The sequence below is a fragment of the Nocardia sp. NPDC050710 genome (assembly GCF_040654375.1).
Lineage (GTDB): Bacteria > Actinomycetota > Actinomycetes > Mycobacteriales > Mycobacteriaceae > Nocardia.
The window spans coordinates 214495-230922 of the sequence record NZ_JBFAHV010000001.1 but is presented as its reverse complement, the minus strand read 5'-3'; the positions used below and the strand labels follow the sequence as shown (position 1 = coordinate 230922).

The 16428-nt window shown below is 68.1% G+C and carries 10 protein-coding genes; 7 read left to right on the top strand and 3 right to left on the bottom strand.

Going from position 1 to position 16428, the window contains the following annotated elements; all coding sequences use genetic code 11:
* Positions 1 to 1344 (bottom strand): GDSL-type esterase/lipase family protein, encoded by a 1344-nt coding sequence (locus AB0H61_RS00965; protein ID WP_357297631.1) that lies wholly within the window; start codon positions 1342 to 1344, stop codon positions 1 to 3.
* 243 nt (positions 1345 to 1587) lie between these two features.
* Here AB0H61_RS00965 and AB0H61_RS00960 point away from each other — a divergent pair, with 243 nt between their 5' ends.
* The 6 genes from AB0H61_RS00960 (at position 1588) to AB0H61_RS00935 (ending at position 14282) form a co-directional block, all read left to right on the top strand.
* Positions 1588 to 8118 (top strand): type I polyketide synthase, encoded by a 6531-nt coding sequence (locus tag AB0H61_RS00960; RefSeq protein ID WP_357297630.1) that lies wholly within the window; start codon positions 1588 to 1590, stop codon positions 8116 to 8118.
* A gap of 19 nt (positions 8119 to 8137) precedes the next feature.
* On the top strand, positions 8138 to 9040 hold the full coding sequence (locus AB0H61_RS00955; RefSeq protein ID WP_357297629.1) for a hypothetical protein: 903 nt from the start codon (positions 8138 to 8140) through the stop codon (positions 9038 to 9040).
* Between the two features lie 26 nt (positions 9041 to 9066).
* Complete coding sequence (locus tag AB0H61_RS00950; RefSeq protein ID WP_357297626.1) at positions 9067 to 10824, top strand: FAD-dependent monooxygenase; 1758 nt, start codon at positions 9067 to 9069, stop codon at positions 10822 to 10824.
* Between the two features lie 42 nt (positions 10825 to 10866).
* On the top strand, positions 10867 to 12144 hold the full coding sequence (locus AB0H61_RS00945; RefSeq protein WP_357297625.1) for an NAD(P)/FAD-dependent oxidoreductase: 1278 nt from the start codon (positions 10867 to 10869) through the stop codon (positions 12142 to 12144).
* Positions 12145 to 12192: 48 nt separating this feature from the next.
* Entirely contained in the window at positions 12193 to 13545 is a 1353-nt protein-coding gene (locus AB0H61_RS00940) for a cation:proton antiporter (RefSeq protein WP_357297623.1), read from the top strand.
* A gap of 194 nt (positions 13546 to 13739) precedes the next feature.
* Positions 13740 to 14282, top strand: coding sequence for a hypothetical protein (locus AB0H61_RS00935; protein WP_357297621.1), 543 nt, complete (start codon positions 13740 to 13742; stop codon positions 14280 to 14282).
* Positions 14283 to 14373: 91 nt separating this feature from the next.
* On the opposite strand, the gene AB0H61_RS00930 is transcribed toward AB0H61_RS00935, so the two are convergent.
* Together AB0H61_RS00930 and AB0H61_RS00925 are read right to left on the bottom strand one after the other, a co-directional pair.
* Positions 14374 to 14574 (bottom strand): hypothetical protein, encoded by a 201-nt coding sequence (locus AB0H61_RS00930; protein ID WP_357297618.1) that lies wholly within the window; start codon positions 14572 to 14574, stop codon positions 14374 to 14376.
* 299 nt (positions 14575 to 14873) lie between these two features.
* Complete coding sequence (locus AB0H61_RS00925; protein ID WP_357297615.1) at positions 14874 to 15452, bottom strand: TetR/AcrR family transcriptional regulator; 579 nt, start codon at positions 15450 to 15452, stop codon at positions 14874 to 14876.
* Between the two features lie 109 nt (positions 15453 to 15561).
* Here AB0H61_RS00925 and AB0H61_RS00920 point away from each other — a divergent pair, with 109 nt between their 5' ends.
* Positions 15562 to 16398, top strand: coding sequence for an alpha/beta hydrolase (locus AB0H61_RS00920; protein ID WP_357297613.1), 837 nt, complete (start codon positions 15562 to 15564; stop codon positions 16396 to 16398).
* The last annotated feature ends 30 nt before the right edge of the window (positions 16399 to 16428 follow it).

Here is a 16428-nt window from a genome sequence, read left to right as displayed (position 1 = left end):
TCATCGGCATCGCGACCCCTGGAGGGTCGCGATGTCGATGGCCTCGGCCATGGCCCGATGGCCCGCCGGGTTGGGGTGCACCAGGGTGGGCGAGACGAGATCGGCGCGCTGCGCCGCGGGGTCGTTCGGATCACGGAGGACGGCGTCGAAGTCGATCACGGTATCGGAGTAGGTTTGGCTGCGAATCCAGGCGTTGACCTGCTGACGCGCCGGGTCGGCGAACGGTGCCAGCCCGCCCGCGATCCACGAGCGCACCGAGGGCGGAATCGTCGCGAGGTGCACCCTGATCCCCGCGGCGTGCAGACGGTCGATCAATTCGATATAGGCCGCGCTCAACTGCTCGACCGTCGGTGCCGGCGGAAATGCGAGATCGTTGGTGCCGGAGGCGATAATCACATCGGAGACCCCGGCGGTATCGATGACGTCTTTCTGTAGCCGGGTGCCTGCTCCGGGCCCGGTGTGCGGAATTGTGGCATTGCGTATCACCCGATTTCCCCAGATGGCCGAATGCAATGCGACCATCGGTGTGCCGGAGGCGTCGAACCGGCGCTGCAGAAAATCCATGTAACGCAGATTCCGGTCGACAATCGCGGGATCCTGCGGTCCTTCGTAATACGAAGCGCCGGCATATCCGGTGGTGATGGAATCGCCCATGGCGATCACACTGGAGTATTCGGCGGGGGCGAGCACATCCATGCCGGTGGCGAAGAGCACGCTCGTGGTGTGCAGCGTCAACGCCGCGCCGTCGGCATCGTAGGCGTGATCACCGGAGCCCGGCGCGCCGTAGTAGCTGGTGGACAGGCCGACCACATTCTCGGTGGGCATGATCGACATACCGGGCACGTAGATGCTGACCGCCAACGGCTCGAAGGCCTCGAAGTCGAGCGCGATCGGGTCGCTGACCAGGTCTGATCCGGCCGCGGCTGTGACCGAGTCGGAGCCGCCGAAGGTCACCTTCCTGATCGTGTCCGGCTGGATCGCCGGTCCGTCCTGCTGCTTGGCCACGGTAACCGAGGCGAAGGTGAACGGCAGCGGGCTTTGCCGGGCGGACAGGTGCAGCCGCAGTGTCGAACCGCCCAGATGCGGTGTCAGCACAATCCGGTAGGTCTGGTTGTACACCGCCGCGGTGGGGGTGAACGCGAGGTCCCCGAGCGGTAAGGAATCCGAGGGCGCCATCAGCCAACTGCCCACCCAGCGCGATGCGCCGCACCCCGAATCCGGCGGTGCGGCAATTGTGGTCGCCGACCCCGCCACCATTCCCGCGGCCACCGCGATCGCGGACAGTGCGATACGCGATTTGTGTATCGACGTCCGCAGGCCACGTGAATTGAACCAGTACTTCATCTTTGGCACCTAACTGCTGATGAATGCTCGCGACGGAGCTCCGAAAATCGCGAATGATGCTGTGGGGGAGTATAAGCCGGTCTGCGCGGAACTGTCCGTACCCATTGTCGGGATAGGGGCCAGCTAGGGGTTACCGCCGATCGGGCCCACTGGTGACCATGGAAGCCGGTCAACGGTAACGGTTTTCGTCGCTGCGAGGCAGCACGGCGATTTGCCGATCCAGCGCTAGTTCGGGAGACGTGCATGGCGACTGAGGAAGAACTCCGCAGCTATCTGAAGCGGGCGGCGATAGATCTGCATCGGACGCGTCAGCGTCTGCAGGAGGTCGAGGCCAAGGCTTCGGAGCCGATCGCGATAGTCGGCATGGCATGCCGCTACCCAGGCGGCGTGCGCTCGGCGGAGGATCTGTGGGCGATGGTGGCCGAGGGGCGGGATGCCATTACGGAGTTCCCGGAAGACCGCGGCTGGGATGTCGAGAATCTGTACAACCCGGATCCGGATCACGAGGGTACCTCGTACTCCCGATCGGGCGGATTCCTCGAGGGCGCAGCGGATTTCGATGCCGCCTTCTTCGGGATCAGCCCCAAGGAGGCGCTGGCCATGGAACCCCAGCAGCGTCAGCTGCTCGAGGTTTCCTGGGAGGCGCTGGAGCGGGCGGGCATCGACCCGACGACGCTGCGCGGCACCCAGACCGGTGTCTTCGCGGGCATCATCGAGGTGATGTACGGCCCGACCATCGCCGAGGATCGTAGCGGTCTGGCGGGCCTACTGATGACGGGCCGCACTTCCAGCGTCGCGTCCGGCCGGGTGGCCTACGCGCTCGGGCTGGAGGGTCCCGCCGTCTCGATCGATACCGCCTGTTCGTCCTCGCTGGTGGCGATGCACGATGCCGCACGCGCGCTGCGTCTCGGCGAGTGCTCGCTGGCCCTGGCCGGTGGTGTGACGGTGATGCCGACGCCCGAGGCGTTCATCGCCTTCTCCCGCCAGCGCGTCATCTCCCCGGACGGCCGGGCCAAGCCCTTCTCCGCCGCCGCCAATGGCACCACCTGGGCCGAGGGCGTGGGAATGCTGGTGCTGGAAAGGCTTTCGGACGCCAAGCGGAACGGCCACCGCGTGCTGGCCACGCTGCGCGGTTCCGCGGTGAACCAGGACGGTGCGTCCAACGGACTGACCGCCCCCAATGGTCCCTCCCAACGCCGGGTGATCGAACAGGCGCTGAACAATGCGCGGGTCACCGCCGATCAGGTCGATGTGGTGGAGGCGCACGGTACCGGAACCTCGCTCGGCGACCCGATCGAGGCGCAGGCGCTGCTCGCGACCTACGGCCGCGGGCGTGAGGTGCCGCTGTGGCTGGGTTCGGTGAAGTCGAATATGGGTCATACCAGCGCCGCCGCCGGCGTGGCGGGCGTCATCAAGATGGTGATGGCGATGCAGCACGAGCTGGTGCCGCCGACCCTGCACGTGGATGAGCCGTCGCCGCACGTGGATTGGACCACGGGTGCGGTGCGGCTGGCGACCGAGGCGCAGCCGTGGCCGCGTAACGGCAGGCCGCGCCGGGCCGGGGTCTCCGCATTCGGCATCAGCGGAACGAATGCGCACGTGATCCTCGAGCAGGCCGACGACAGCGATGCGCCCGCCGATGAGTCGGGCGAGGAAATGCCCACGGAGACAATGCCTTCGGTTGTTCCGTCGGTCGTTCCGTGGGTGCTGTCGGGCACCAGCGAGGCGGCGGTGACCGAACAGGCGCAACGGCTGGTGGACTTCCTGCGCGAATATCCGGAGGCCGGGGCCACCGATGTGAGTCACACCCTGGCCGTCGGCCGGGCGCGGTTCTCCCACCGCGCGGTGCTACTCGGCGCCGATCGGGATGAGCTGCTGACCGCGCTCGATGTGCTGGCCGCGGACCGCACCTCGCCCACCGTTATTCGGGGCAGTGCCGTTCCCGGCGTCAAGACGGCGGTGCTGTTCCCGGGACAGGGCGCGCAGCGGACCGGCATGGGCCGTGAGCTGTACGCGCGGTACCCGGCATTCGCGACCGCGTTCGACGAGGTGTGCGCCGAGCTGGACCGGCATTTCGGCGCCTCGATCCGTGATGTCGTTTTCGCCGAACCGGATTCGCCGCAGGCCGCGCAGCTGGGGCAGACCGCCTACACCCAGGCCTCGCTGTTCGCGATCGAGGTTGCCCTCTACCGGTTGGCCGAATCCTATGGTGTGCGGGCGGATCTGCTGATGGGTCACTCCATCGGCGAGCTGACCGCCGCCTACTTGGCCGGGGTCTGGTCGCTCGCCGATGCGGCGAAACTCGTTGCCGCGCGCGGCCTGCTGATGCAGGCGCTGCCGGAGGGCGGCGCGATGCTCTCGGTACCCGCGGGTGAGGACGAGGTGCTCCCGCTGCTCGAGGGCAGAGCGGGCCGGATCGCGATCGCCGCGATCAACGGTCCGGCGACTGTGGTGGTCTCCGGTGACGAGGATGCGGTGGACGAGGTAGCGGCCGAATTGGCCGCGCGCGGGCACGCCACCAAGCGGCTGCGGGTCAGCCATGCCTTCCACTCGCCGCGGATGGACCCGATCCTGGCCGACTTCGAGGGTGTGTGCGCGGGCCTGACCTACCACCCGCCGACCATCCCGATCGTGTCGAATCTGACCGGCGAGCTGGCCGATCCGGCGCAGCTGTGCACGCCTGGCTACTGGGTGCGTCATGTGCGCGAACCGGTCCGGTATCTGGCGGGAGTTCGGGCGGCGCGCAAACATGGCGCGAGCGTATTCCTGGAGGCTGGTCCCGGTACCACGCTGACCGCACTCACCCGGGACAGCATCGCCGAGGACGACCTCGACACCGTCACCGCCGCACCCGCGTTGCACCCGAAACTCGAAGAGCCCCTGGCCTTCCTGACCGCATTGGCGACCGTGCACGCGGCGGGTACCCCGGTCGATTGGAGCGCGGCCCTGGCCGGGGTCGCGGTGACGCCGGTGGATCTGCCCACCTACGCCTTCCAGCGCAGGCGGTTCTGGTTGGACAAGCCCGAGGGCCTGGGCAATCTCGGTGCCGTCGGCCTGCGCAGCGCGGGGCACCCGTTGCTCGGCGCGACGATCGCGCTGGCCGAGGGGGACGGGATCTTGCTGACCGGCCGGTTGGCGCTGTCCTCGCACCCCTGGCTGGCCGATCACGTGGTCGGTGACAGCGTGCTGGTGCCGGGTACCGCGCTGGTCGAACTGGCGGTGCACGCCGGGGAGGTGGCGGACTGCCCGCGGGTCGCGGAGCTGGTGTTGCAGGCTCCGCTGGTATTGCCCGCCCAGGGCGGGGTGACGGTGCAATTGGTGGTCGGCGGACCGAGTGGTGAGACCGCGGACCGTTCGTTCGCCATCTACTCGCGCCCGCTCGGCGGCGAGGAACTCGACGAGTCCGTCACGTGGACCTGCCACGCCACCGGTGTGCTCACCGCCGCTACCGATTCCGGATCCGACGAGCAGTTCGCGGCTTGGCCGCCGCAGGGTGCGGTCGCCGTCGACGTGAGCGATGCCTACGAGCAGTTGGCCGAGGCCGGATACGGCTACGGCCCGACCTTCCGCGGTCTGACCGCGCTGTGGCGGCGTGATGCGGATCTGTTCGCCGAGGTGGAATTGCCGGAACAGGCCAGGGCCGCGGCGGCGGAATTCGGGGTGCATCCGGCGCTGCTGGATGCCGCGTTGCACGCGATGGCGGTGGACGCGGGCACCGGCGGTGACACCTCACAGGTCAAACTGCCCTTCGCCTGGGAGGGCGTATCGGTCTTCGCCGTGGGCGCCACGGCATTGCGCGTTCGGCTGACACCGGCGGGGCCGGACCGGCTCGCGGTGACGGTGGCCGACGGCACCGGGTCGCTGGTGGCCAGGGTGGACGCGCTGTCGCTGCGCGCGATCAGCATGGACCAGCTCGGTGCGGCGGCCAAGTCCGCGGGCGCGGAGGGGCTGTATGCGCTGAACTGGGTGGCCCAGCCGCGCGTCGAGGACGGCGGATCCTGGGAGGCTCTGGATTACGGTGTGGGGCAGGCGGATTCGCTGGAACGCTACCGGGCCGCCGGTGGCGCGGAAGCGATCGTGCTGCGCAGCTTCGGTGCGTCCGAGGCCGATGCCACGGCGGCGAGCGCCCGGCTGACCAGCGTGCTCACCACCATCGGTGAGCTGTGGGCCGATGAACGCACCGCGGCCGCGACGACCGTGGTGGTCACCAGCGGCGCGGTCGCGCTGGACGGCGGCGAGGACGTGTCGGATCTCGCGTCGGCACCGCTGTGGGGCCTGCTGCGCAGCGCCCAGGCGGAGAATCCGGAACGGCTCGTCGTGGTCGATGTGGACGATCCGGCCGAGTACCGGGCCGCGGTGGTCGCGGCGCTGGTCTCGGAGACCGAACCGCAGGTCGTGGTGCGACGCGGGGTGGCGCATGTGCCGCGGCTCGGGCGCGCCGGCGTCGATTCGGTCGGTTCGGCCGAGTCGATCGGGGTCAAGCCGTGGCGGCTGGGCTCGCTCGGCAAGGGCACGCTCAACGGCGACAACATCGTGCTGCACGATGATCCGGAGCCGGGCCCGCTGGAGCCGGGGCAGGTGCGGGTGCAACTGCGCGCCTCCGGCATGAACTTCCGCGATGTGCTGATCGTGCTCGGCATGTACCCCGATCCGAGCGCGCCGATCGGCGGCGAGGGCGCGGGCGTCGTGGTCGACGTGGCTTCGGACGTCACCGATTTCGCACCCGGCGACCGGGTGATGGGTCTGTTCGCCGGCATCGGTTCGACGGTGGTCTCCGATCAGTCCATGGTGGTGCCGATGCCGACGGGCTGGACCTTCGCCCAGGCCGCCGCGGTGCCCGCGGTCTTCGCCACCGCGTACTACTCGCTGGTCGACCTGGCCGGGGTGCGGGAGGGCGAGTCGCTGCTGTTGCACGCGGCCACCGGTGGTGTCGGTATGGCGACCGCGCAGTTGGCCCGCCACTTCGGCCTGGAGGTCTACGCGACGGCGAGCCTGCCGAAGTGGGACACGCTGCGGCAGATGGGTTTCGACGATAAGCACATCGCCAACTCGCGCACCCTCGACTTCGAGGAGCAGTTCAGGGCCGCCACCGACGGCCGCGGCGTGGACGTCGTACTCGATTCGCTCGCAGGCGATTTCGTGGACGCGTCGCTGCGACTGCTACCGCGCGGCGGCCGGTTCATCGAAATGGGCCAGACCGACATCCGCGACCCGGAGAAGGTGGCTGCCGACCATCCCGGCGTCATGTACCGCGGCTTCGTGCTGATGGAGGCGGGTCCGCAACGTCTGCACGAGATCCTGGTCGAACTGCTGGCGCTGTTCGAGTCGGGGGTGCTGGAACCGCTGCCGGTGACGCCGTGGGATCTGCGGCGCGCGCCGGAGGCCTTCCGCTACCTCAGCCAGGCCCGGCACGTCGGCAAGAACGTACTGACCATCCCCGATCCGATCGATCCGGCCGGGACGGTGCTGATCACCGGTGGCACCGGTGTACTCGGCGCGGCTGCCGCACGGCATCTGGTGACCGCACACGGCGCCCGAAACCTGTTGCTGCTCAGCCGGAGCGGCCGCACGGCAGCGGGCGCCGAGGAACTCGCCGCGGAATTGGCCGGACTCGGCGCCGAGGTGGAGATCGCCGCCTGCGACGCCGCGGATGCCACGGCGCTGGCCGCCGTGCTCGCCGCGATTCCGGCCGCCCATCCGCTGACGGCGGTGGTGCATGCCGCGGGCGTCATCGACGACGCGGTCTTCACCGAACTCACCCCGGAGCGGATCGAGAAGGTCTTCCGCGCCAAGGCGACCGCGGCCTGGAATCTGCATCGGGCCACCGCGGAGCTGGAGTTGTCGGCATTCGTCCTGTACTCCTCGGTGGCCGGCGTGCTCGGTGGCCCCGGGCAGGCGAATTACGCGGCCGCCAACGTATTCCTGGACGCGCTGGCCGCGCACCGCCAGCGCCTCGGCCTGGCGGCGACCTCCATCGCCTGGGGCATCTGGGAACAGGCGAGCGGGATCACCGGCCACCTGGACGAGCAGGACTTCGCCAGGATGCGCCGCGACGGCCTGCAGCCGATAGGCACCGAGGACGGCCTCGCGATGCTGGACGCCGCGCTGGTCTACGGTCAATCGCTCACGGTGGCGGCGCGTTTGGATGTGGCCACCATCCGGGCGGCGGGTGCGCAGGCCGCCGATGCGCTGCCACCCGCGTTGCGCGGGTTGCTGCGCGGCACCCGGCGGGCCGCGGAATCCGAAGGCGCCGGCGAATCCGGCAAGTTAGCGACGAGTCTGGCCGGATTGGCGCAAGCCGATCAGGACACCTTGGTGCTCAATGTGATTCGGGCACACGCCGCGGCGGTGCTCGGGCACGATTCCCCGGATGCGATCGGCGCCGAGGCGGCATTCACCGATCTCGGATTCGATTCGCTCGGCGCGGTGGAGTTCCGCAACCGGCTCAAGGGGGCGACGGGGCTGAAGCTGACCACCACCGTGGTCTTCGACTATCCGACGCCGCTGGCGCTGGCCCGCCATATCCGTGACGAGATCGTGCCCGCCGAGGACACCGCGGGCCTGATCCGGTCCCGCATCCAGTCGCTGGCGGAGGTCTGCGATAACGCCGATCTCGATCGAAACGACCTGGCCGACATCACCACTCGCCTCGACGAACTCTTGCGGCAGTTGCGCGGCGGTGAGATCGACGAGGTGCTGGACACCCTCGACGCCGCCGGGGACGACGAACTGTTCGAGTTCATCGACCAGCCCATGCCGCCCACTCACCGCTGAGACCGAACGGGAGATCGACATGACACAGCTCAGGGGCTCCTCGCGGGTCCGCCACGCAATCAAAAGGGGCGCGGTCGCCGTCGCCGCCGTGGCCGCGGTCGCCGTACCGCCGGTCGCCACCGCCGACCCCGCGGTCCAACCGCCCGCCGTGGCGCCGGTGACCGGTCGGCAGTGCGGCGCCGATGAGCGGGCCGCACTGCTCGCCGCCGACCAGCAGCGGGTGCTGGATCGGCTCGGGCCCTTGCGAGTTCTGAACGGTCCCGCCGACGTCGTCGCGCTGGCGATGCTCGGCGGCTGGGGCCCGGATTCGCACGGCTGGGTGCAGTACGAGAACGTCGGCGTCGGCCTGCTCGACCTGCCGCGTTCGCTCGACATCATCGCGCGCTCGCTGGACGGGATCACCGCGGGCACCGTCATCCGCGACGCCGTCACCAGCGGGCAGCCGACCGGGCTGTTCTACCGGTCGCTCAACCCGAATCCCAATTTCACCAACCCCTACACGCCGACCTTCCCGTATGAGCTCGTCGGCTGGTTCTACGGCGCGGTGTACACCCCGGGCATCACCCCGATCGAGAACGGCCTGTGCCTGTACCCGACCGACTGGGCGTTCCACGAACGGGGTGTGCACGCTTTCCCGAACTTCGACATGATTCATCAACCGCCGGAAGAGGAGTGGCTCGGCCAGAATCCGGGCAGCATTCCACTGGCCTTGCCGAAACCGGCGGGATTGGTCCATCCGCGGGCCTGGGACGCGCATATCTGGTTGACACCCGGCGGCGATACGCCGATCACCGGCTCGCTGAACACCGCGCAGTACGTCCCCGGCCACGACGGCGGCATCCCGAGTTCCTTCCCATACCCGGACGGGCCGACCTCCGTCGGACCCCGCCTGCCCGAACACCAGGACGGGCACGGGCACTGACCCGGTCCGGCGACGGAGGTGAAGATATGGCGGAAATGAATGTGACGGTATTGATCGTCGGGGCGGGCGGCTGTGGCCTGTCGGCGTCGATCTTCCTGTCCAACCTCGGTGTCGACCATCTGCTGATCGAACAGCGGCCCGATACCGCGCGACTTCCCAAGGCGCACTATCTGAATCAGCGCACCATGGAAGTCTTCCGGCAGCACGGGATCGCCGATCTGTTCGAGGCGGTCGGCGCGCCGCTGGAGAAGTTCGGCAAGGTGTGCTGGCAGACTTCGCTGGCGGGCAAGGGGCCCTTCGACGGGCGCGTCCTCTACGAAATGGACGCCTTCGGCGGCGGGGAACTGCACGACCGCTACGCGAACGCCAGCCCGGTGGCGGCGACCAATCTGCCCCAGATCCGATCGGAACCGTTGCTGCGCAAGGCCGCCGAGGATCGCGCGCCGGGCAGGCTGCGCTACGGGGTCGAGCTGATGGACTGGACCGAGGATGCCGACGGCATCCTCGCCACGGTGCGCGATACCGCGGGGGAGACCTCGACGGTGCGGGCCCGCTACCTGATCGCCGCGGACGGCGGGCGCACCATCGGCCCAAAACTCAAGATGCGGATGGAGGGCTGGCCGAAGTTCCATCAGGTCACCACGGTGCATTTCTCGGCGGACCTGTCGCGCTGGCAGCGCGATGGCGCGCTGCTCACCTATTTCATCAACCCCACCAGGCCCGAGCTGTCCGGCGCCACGCTGGTCGAGATGGGTCCCACCTGGGGCCGCTTCTCGGAGGAGTGGGGCCTGCATTTCACCACGACCGAGGATGATCCGGCGCGCCACGACCGCGAGGCCGTGCTCGCCCGGATCCGCGACACCCTGCAGACCCCGGACCTGCGGATCCGCCTGCACAAGGTCAGCAACTGGAATGTCGACGCGGTGATCGCGCAGCAGTACCGGGTCGGCCGGGTCTTCCTGGCCGGAGATGCCGCGCACAAGCTGCCGCCCGCGGCGGGTCTCGGGCTCAATACCGCCATCCAGGACGCGCACAATCTGGCGTGGAAGATCGCCGCGGTCGAATCCGGCGAGGCGGGCCCGGAACTGCTGGACAGCTACGAACCCGAGCGCAGGCCGGTCGGCAGGCGGAATCTGGATTGGGCGGTGGGCATCATCGCCAATTCCGAGCTCGTCTCGGAGAATGCCCTGGGTCTGAGCCCGCAGGTGCCCCGGTGGATGCGGCCGACACTGCTGAACACCTACTTCGAGGATTCGCCGCGCGGGGCGACGGCGCGTGCGCGGGCGGCGGAGGTGTTCCGAACCCACCGAATCGACTGTCAGGCCCACGATTTGGAGCTCGGTCTGGTCTATCCCGACGGTGCGCTGGTGCCGGACGGCACCCCCGCGCCCCCGGTGGAACCGATGGGTGACGTCTACGTTCCGACCACCCGACCCGGACATCGGCTGCCGCACGCCTGGGTCGGCGGCGCCGGGGCGCGTCGCTCCACCCTGGATCTGGTCGGCGTCGGCACGTTCACGCTGATCGCGGGTCCGGGCGGCGTCGGCTGGGCGGAGGCCGCCGCCGCGGTCGCCGCCGAACTCGATCTGCGAATCCACATCGTGCGGATCGGCGCCGGCGCGGAATGGGCCGATCCGGGCGAGTGGGCCGCTGCCCGCGAAATCGCCGACGACGGGGCGATTCTGGTCCGACCCGATCAGCACGTGGCCTGGCGCAGCACGGGCGCGGTCGCGGACCCGACCGCGGAACTGTCCCGTGCGCTACATCGAATCCTCAGCCGCTGAGCGGTTTTTCCCGATAACCGGATCGACCAAGGAGTAACCACAATGGAGAGTCCCGACTACGACGCGATCGTCATCGGTGGCGGCCCGGCGGGCTGCGGCTATGCGCTGACCTTGGCGCGGCGCGGATACCAGGTGCTGCTGTTGGAGAAGGTCGCCTTCCCCCGCTTCCACATCGGGGAGTCGTTCCTGCCCTACACGACCGAGATCCTCGAGCAGATGGGTCTGCTGGATGCGGTCATGGCCAAGCCGTACGCCTTCAAGCCCGGCGTCGAGCTCACCGGCATCGGCGGTGCCGTGCGGCGCATCGACTTCGGCGAGATCGGTGACGGCAGGCGGCCGTGGGCCATCCAGGTGGAGCGGGCCGAATTCGACAAGACGCTGCTCGACGCCGCCACGGTGGAGCCCGGGGTCACCGTCCTCGAAGAAGCTGTCGTCACCGACGTCGATATCGTCGACGGCCGCGCCGAGGGTGTGTCCTACACCCACAACGACGAAAACCACCACGTCAGTGCGCGATACATCGTGGATGCGTCCGGGCGGGCCGGCGTGCTCGTCAAGAAGCTGAATCTGCGGGTCTCCGACAGCAGGCTCAAGATGGCCGCGGTCTTCAAGCACTTCGGCAACCTCGACGAGAGCATGAATCCGGGCGTCGAGGGTGACACCCAGCTCGGCGTGCACGAGGACGGGTGGCTGTGGGGGATCCCGCTGAAGTCCGATGTGATCAGCATCGGTGCGGTGGCGCGGATGTCGATCCTGCAGTCCGATCGGCCGGAGAAGGTCTTCGACGAGCACCTGGCGCGGATCCCGCGGATCGTGGATCGGCTGCGCGGCACCACGGTGGTGCGTGAGCTGAAGGGCGAGCGCAACTTCGAATACCACACCGACACGCTGGCCGGGCCCGGCTATTTCGTGATCGGTGACGCGGGCAGCTTCACCGACCCGGTGTTCTCCGGCGGCGTGCTGCTGGCGCTGGCCACCGCACGCAAGGCGGCCGAGATGACGGCCGACACGCTGGACGGACTCAAGAAGGAGACCGAGGCCATCGACCTCTACAGCGCCTTCTTCAAGACAGGATACGAGACCTACTACCGCCTGATCTGCGCCGTCTACGACGACCGGCAGCCGGTGATGGGCCAGGTCATCCTGGACATGTCCGCGGATCTGGACCCGAAATACCATGTGCGCCTGGTCAGCGGCGACTTCTGGACGGGCGACAACCCGCTGGTCAACCGGCTGCGAGCGGAGAAGAACTGGAACCTCTTCGCGCCGTTCGACCTGCTGGAGGAATGCCCCATCTATCCCCCGTCGCCCGCAGCGTAGCGGCATGAAATACCGAGCGGCGTAGCCGTTTCAACAGGAGGTGGCGTCGTGCCGTCTTATCTCGACCTGTCCATGCGCTTTTTTGTGCAGATGCTGGTGATCCTGGCCGTATACCGGCTGCTGTGGCTGGTTTTCAAACGGTTGGGGCAGGTACAGGTCGTCGCCATCATGGTGGCCGGATTCGTGCTCGGCCCTTCGGTTTTGGGTGCCGTATGGCCGAGCGCGCAGCACTGGTTGTTTCCCTCCACCGTGCAGGTGAACGGTGGCACGGTGCCACACCCCTCGCTCGCCGTGATCTATGTGGTGGGCCAGTTGGGCATAGTCCTCTACATGTTCCTGGTCGGATCCTCGTTCAAGGTCGACATCCTCACCGAACATGTGCGAGTGGCGGGTTCGACGGCCGTGACCGGTGTCGGGGTGCCGATCCTGCTCGGTGGCGGCCTCGGCGTGCTATTGGTCTCGCAGGGCGACTATTTCACCGATAAGGTAGCGACCTGGCAAGGCGCGCTGTTCCTGGCGGCCGCGCTGTCGGTCACCGCATTTCCCGTGCTGGCCTGGATCATTCACGATTCGGGCTTGCAGAACACCAGGGTCGGCACCATGGCGCTGTCGTTGGCCGCCTTCGACGACGCTTGCGCCTGGCTGCTGCTGGCGACAGTGGTGGCGAGTGCGAAGGGCGACATGAGCGGATCGCTGATCGCATTCGGCGGTGGTCTGGGATTCGTGCTGTTCATGATCATCGTCGGACGACGGCTATTGCGTCCGTTGAACACCTGGACCTCCGGGGAACGCGTGGGCGGCATCCCGGTGCTGCCGCTCGTCGTCGTGCTGCTCGTGCTGCTCACCTCCGCGTGGCTCACCGACTGGGCCGGGATCCATTCGGTGCTCGGCGCATTCGTCGTCGGTCTGGTGATGCCGCGCGGTGAGTTGCTGGATGCCATGCGGGAACGGATCGAGCCGATCGTCTCCTACCTGCTGCTGCCCGCATTCTTCATCTTCGCCGGGCTCAACACCCATCTCGATCTGGTGTTCCAGCCGTCGGTCATGGTGATGCTGCTGGTGATCCTGGTTGTCTCCTACGTGGGCAAGTTCGGTGCGGTGGGCCTGGCCGCGCGGTGGCAAGGAATGAGCTGGCGGGAGGCGGGATCGCTGGGAGCACTGGCGAACGCGCGCGGCCTGATGGAGCTGATCCTGCTGAATGTGGGTCTCACCTCGGGCCTGATCACCCCGGCGCTCTACACGGTCCTGGCCATCATGACGATGGTGACCACCATGGCCGCCACCCCGGTCTTCGGGCTCATGGAACGCAGCGCCTGGAAGAACGGGTTGGTGTTCGGCGCGAGCGGTGAGGCGCCCCCGGCGAATGAGCCGAATTCCGAAGCGGTTCCGGTGCGGCCGTAGCCGAGTAGACGATCTACCCGTGGCAGCCGTACCGCCGCGGCTCCACGGGCAGATCGGCTGTCTCGCAACCCTTTCGCGCGATGTGAGGGAAAACCGACCGCGGGGATCGGTGGCTGAGTGAGAATGGAATGGCCGAGATCCGGCTTCAGGGGAAGTGTCGGGGCGGGATACCCCGACGGAATGTGGGGAAAGCAATGAGAGCCAACAAGTTCGCCGCCACTGCTCTACTCGCCATCGGCGCCACCGGCATCGCGGCTGGTGCCGTCCAAGCCCAGCCGGTGCCCGACGCCGGCATTCAAGGGGTCGAGCACGGCATCGGCTATGTCGTCGCGCCGACCGCCGACCGCACCGCGGTGACCGCCACCGTGGCGTCCGGGCGGTTCACATTGAGCCCCGACGCCCGCTCGGTCGCGCTCACCGACTCCGCGGGCAATGTCGTATTCACTCTTCCGCTGGGTATGCAGGCCGCGGGCAACACGATCGGGCTCAGCCCGCTGATCGGGAATTACGGCCGAACCCTCACGCTCGCACCGCAATCCGACACCGCGCGGAGCGCACAGGCGATCGATGAGGCCTCCGACACCATTGCGCGCAAGCAGTACAACGCCGGAATCGGCGCCCTCATCGGCGCGGGTATCGGCGCCGTGATCGGTTTCTTCCTCGGCGGCGTCGGCGCCCTCGTCACCATCCCGATCGGCGCCGGAATCGGAGCCCTGATCGGTTACTCCACACCGTAATTCACCAATCGAACGTTCCTTTGCGCCGCCGATGACTTCGCATCGGCGGCGTGTCCGCTCGGGTTCCGAGCCATCGGCGGGCCGGACAGCTTCACCATTGCTCGTCGAGCACGGCGAGGGTCGCACGGAAGCGGCGGGCATCGCGGCCACCCAACTGGTGGGCGACCACCTCCAGAATTTCGCGGGCCAGGTGGAAATCCGGACAGCATTCCCATGCGGCGCAGGTGTACACCCACAGCCGACGTCCGCGCATCCGGACGAATCTGCGCCAGTAGTACAGAGCCTCCTGCACACGGCCGGGCGGAAAGCGAGTGCGCTCCAGGCGACGTATTACCCCGTGACCATGGGGTGAGAGATCGGGTATTCGCGAAAATCGTTCGGACTTGTCACTTCTGAGCTTGCTCCGAGTCAGCGTGTCCGCGCGGAGCTGGGCGGGCCGCTTACGCGGCATTGCCCTTTCGAAGTTCGGAGCCTTCTCGCAGTTCGGGCATGCCGCAATCATTCCATTCCCGCGCGTGCCCGTCCAGCACTTCAGTTGCCGTACGCCCCTCGCTGCGCGGCTCACGGGGATCCGGTGAGCCCGACCCAGACCTACCCCGTCGTGAGGACGTCTCGGATTGTCTGTCGCACAGCGGGCAAGGTGGTTTCGGGGTCGTCGAGGTAGCTGCCGATCAGGATGCCGTCGCGCAGGAACACCAGCTGGCGGGCAGCGGTGGTAGGGGAGGGGTGGTCGAGGGTGGTGAGGACGGTATGGAGGGCCGTACGGAACCAGGTTCGGTGGGTGGTGACGAACTGGCGGACGGGGTGCGCGGGGTCCGGGTATTCGGCGGCGGCATTGATGAACGGGCAGCCGCGGAAGCCCGGGCCGCAGGAGTGGGCGACCATGCCGGTGAAGAAGTGCTCGATGGCCGCGTCGGGTGAGCGGTCAGCGGTGCTGGCGCCGAATACCTTGTGCAACACCAGATCCTCGTGTTCGAGATAGGCGAGCACCAGGTCGTCCTTGGACGGGAAGTGGCGGTAGAAGGTGGCCTTGGTGACCCCTGCTTCGGCGATGAGCCGATCCACGCCGATGGCCTGGATACCGTCGGCATAGAAGAGCCGCACGGCAGCGGCGACGAGCCTGTCCCGCGGTGATCGATCGGGCTCGGCGGCCGCGTCGGAAACTCCCATGTCACGCAGCATAAACGGCACGGTCGTTGACACGTGCGGACCGGTCTGGGTACCGTGCGGTGAACCGGTAGAACGACCGGTCTTTCTATTCGAATGGGGGATTCGACTCATGCCCAAAACCCTTATCCGCCGGTATCTTTCCGCTGCCTGCGCCGCACTCGCCGGCAGCGTTGTGTTCACCGCAAGCGCCTGTGCCGCCGATCCGGAACCGCCCGCTCCGCCGGATTCCAGCGCTAAGCCGACCGTGGTCCTGGTGCACGGTGCCTTCGCCGATGCCAGCAGTTGGAATGGGGTGATCGCCGCCCTTCAGCGCGAGGGGTATCCCACGATCGCACCGGCCGACCCACTGCGTGACGTGGCCGGAGATGCCGCATATATCGCGAGCGTGGTTCGCTCGATTCCGGGCCCGGTTCTCTTGGTCGGCCATTCCTATGGCGGAGCGATCATCACCAACGCGGCCCGGGACGCCGCGAATGCGCGGGGTCTGGTCTACCTCGCCGCCTTCGCCCCGGACACCGGTGAAAGCGCACTGGGAATCAGCCAGCGCTTCCCCGAAACGTTGATCGGAAAGTCATTGAGCCCGCGCATATTCCCGCTTCCCGATGGTGCGGCAGGTACCGATCTCTACGTCGATCCCGCGCGGTTCCGGGAGGTCTTCGCCCAAGACGTTCCGGCCGACCGCGCGGCCACCATGGCCGCGACCCAGCGGCCGATCACCGAAACGGCGTTCGGCGGTCCTTCCGGGGACCCCGCGTGGAAGTCGCTGCCGTCCTGGTATCTGGTTTCCACCGAAGACCACGCGATCCACCCCGACGCGCAGCGCTTCATGGCACAGCGTCTCGGCGCCAAGGAAATTCGCGAGGTGAACAGCTCACACGCGGTCGCGGTCTCCAACCCCGATATCGCGGCGGACCTGATCCGCACGGCCGCTCGATCGATCGCCTGATCGGTCGGGCCCGCGGCTCGGTCGGTGCGG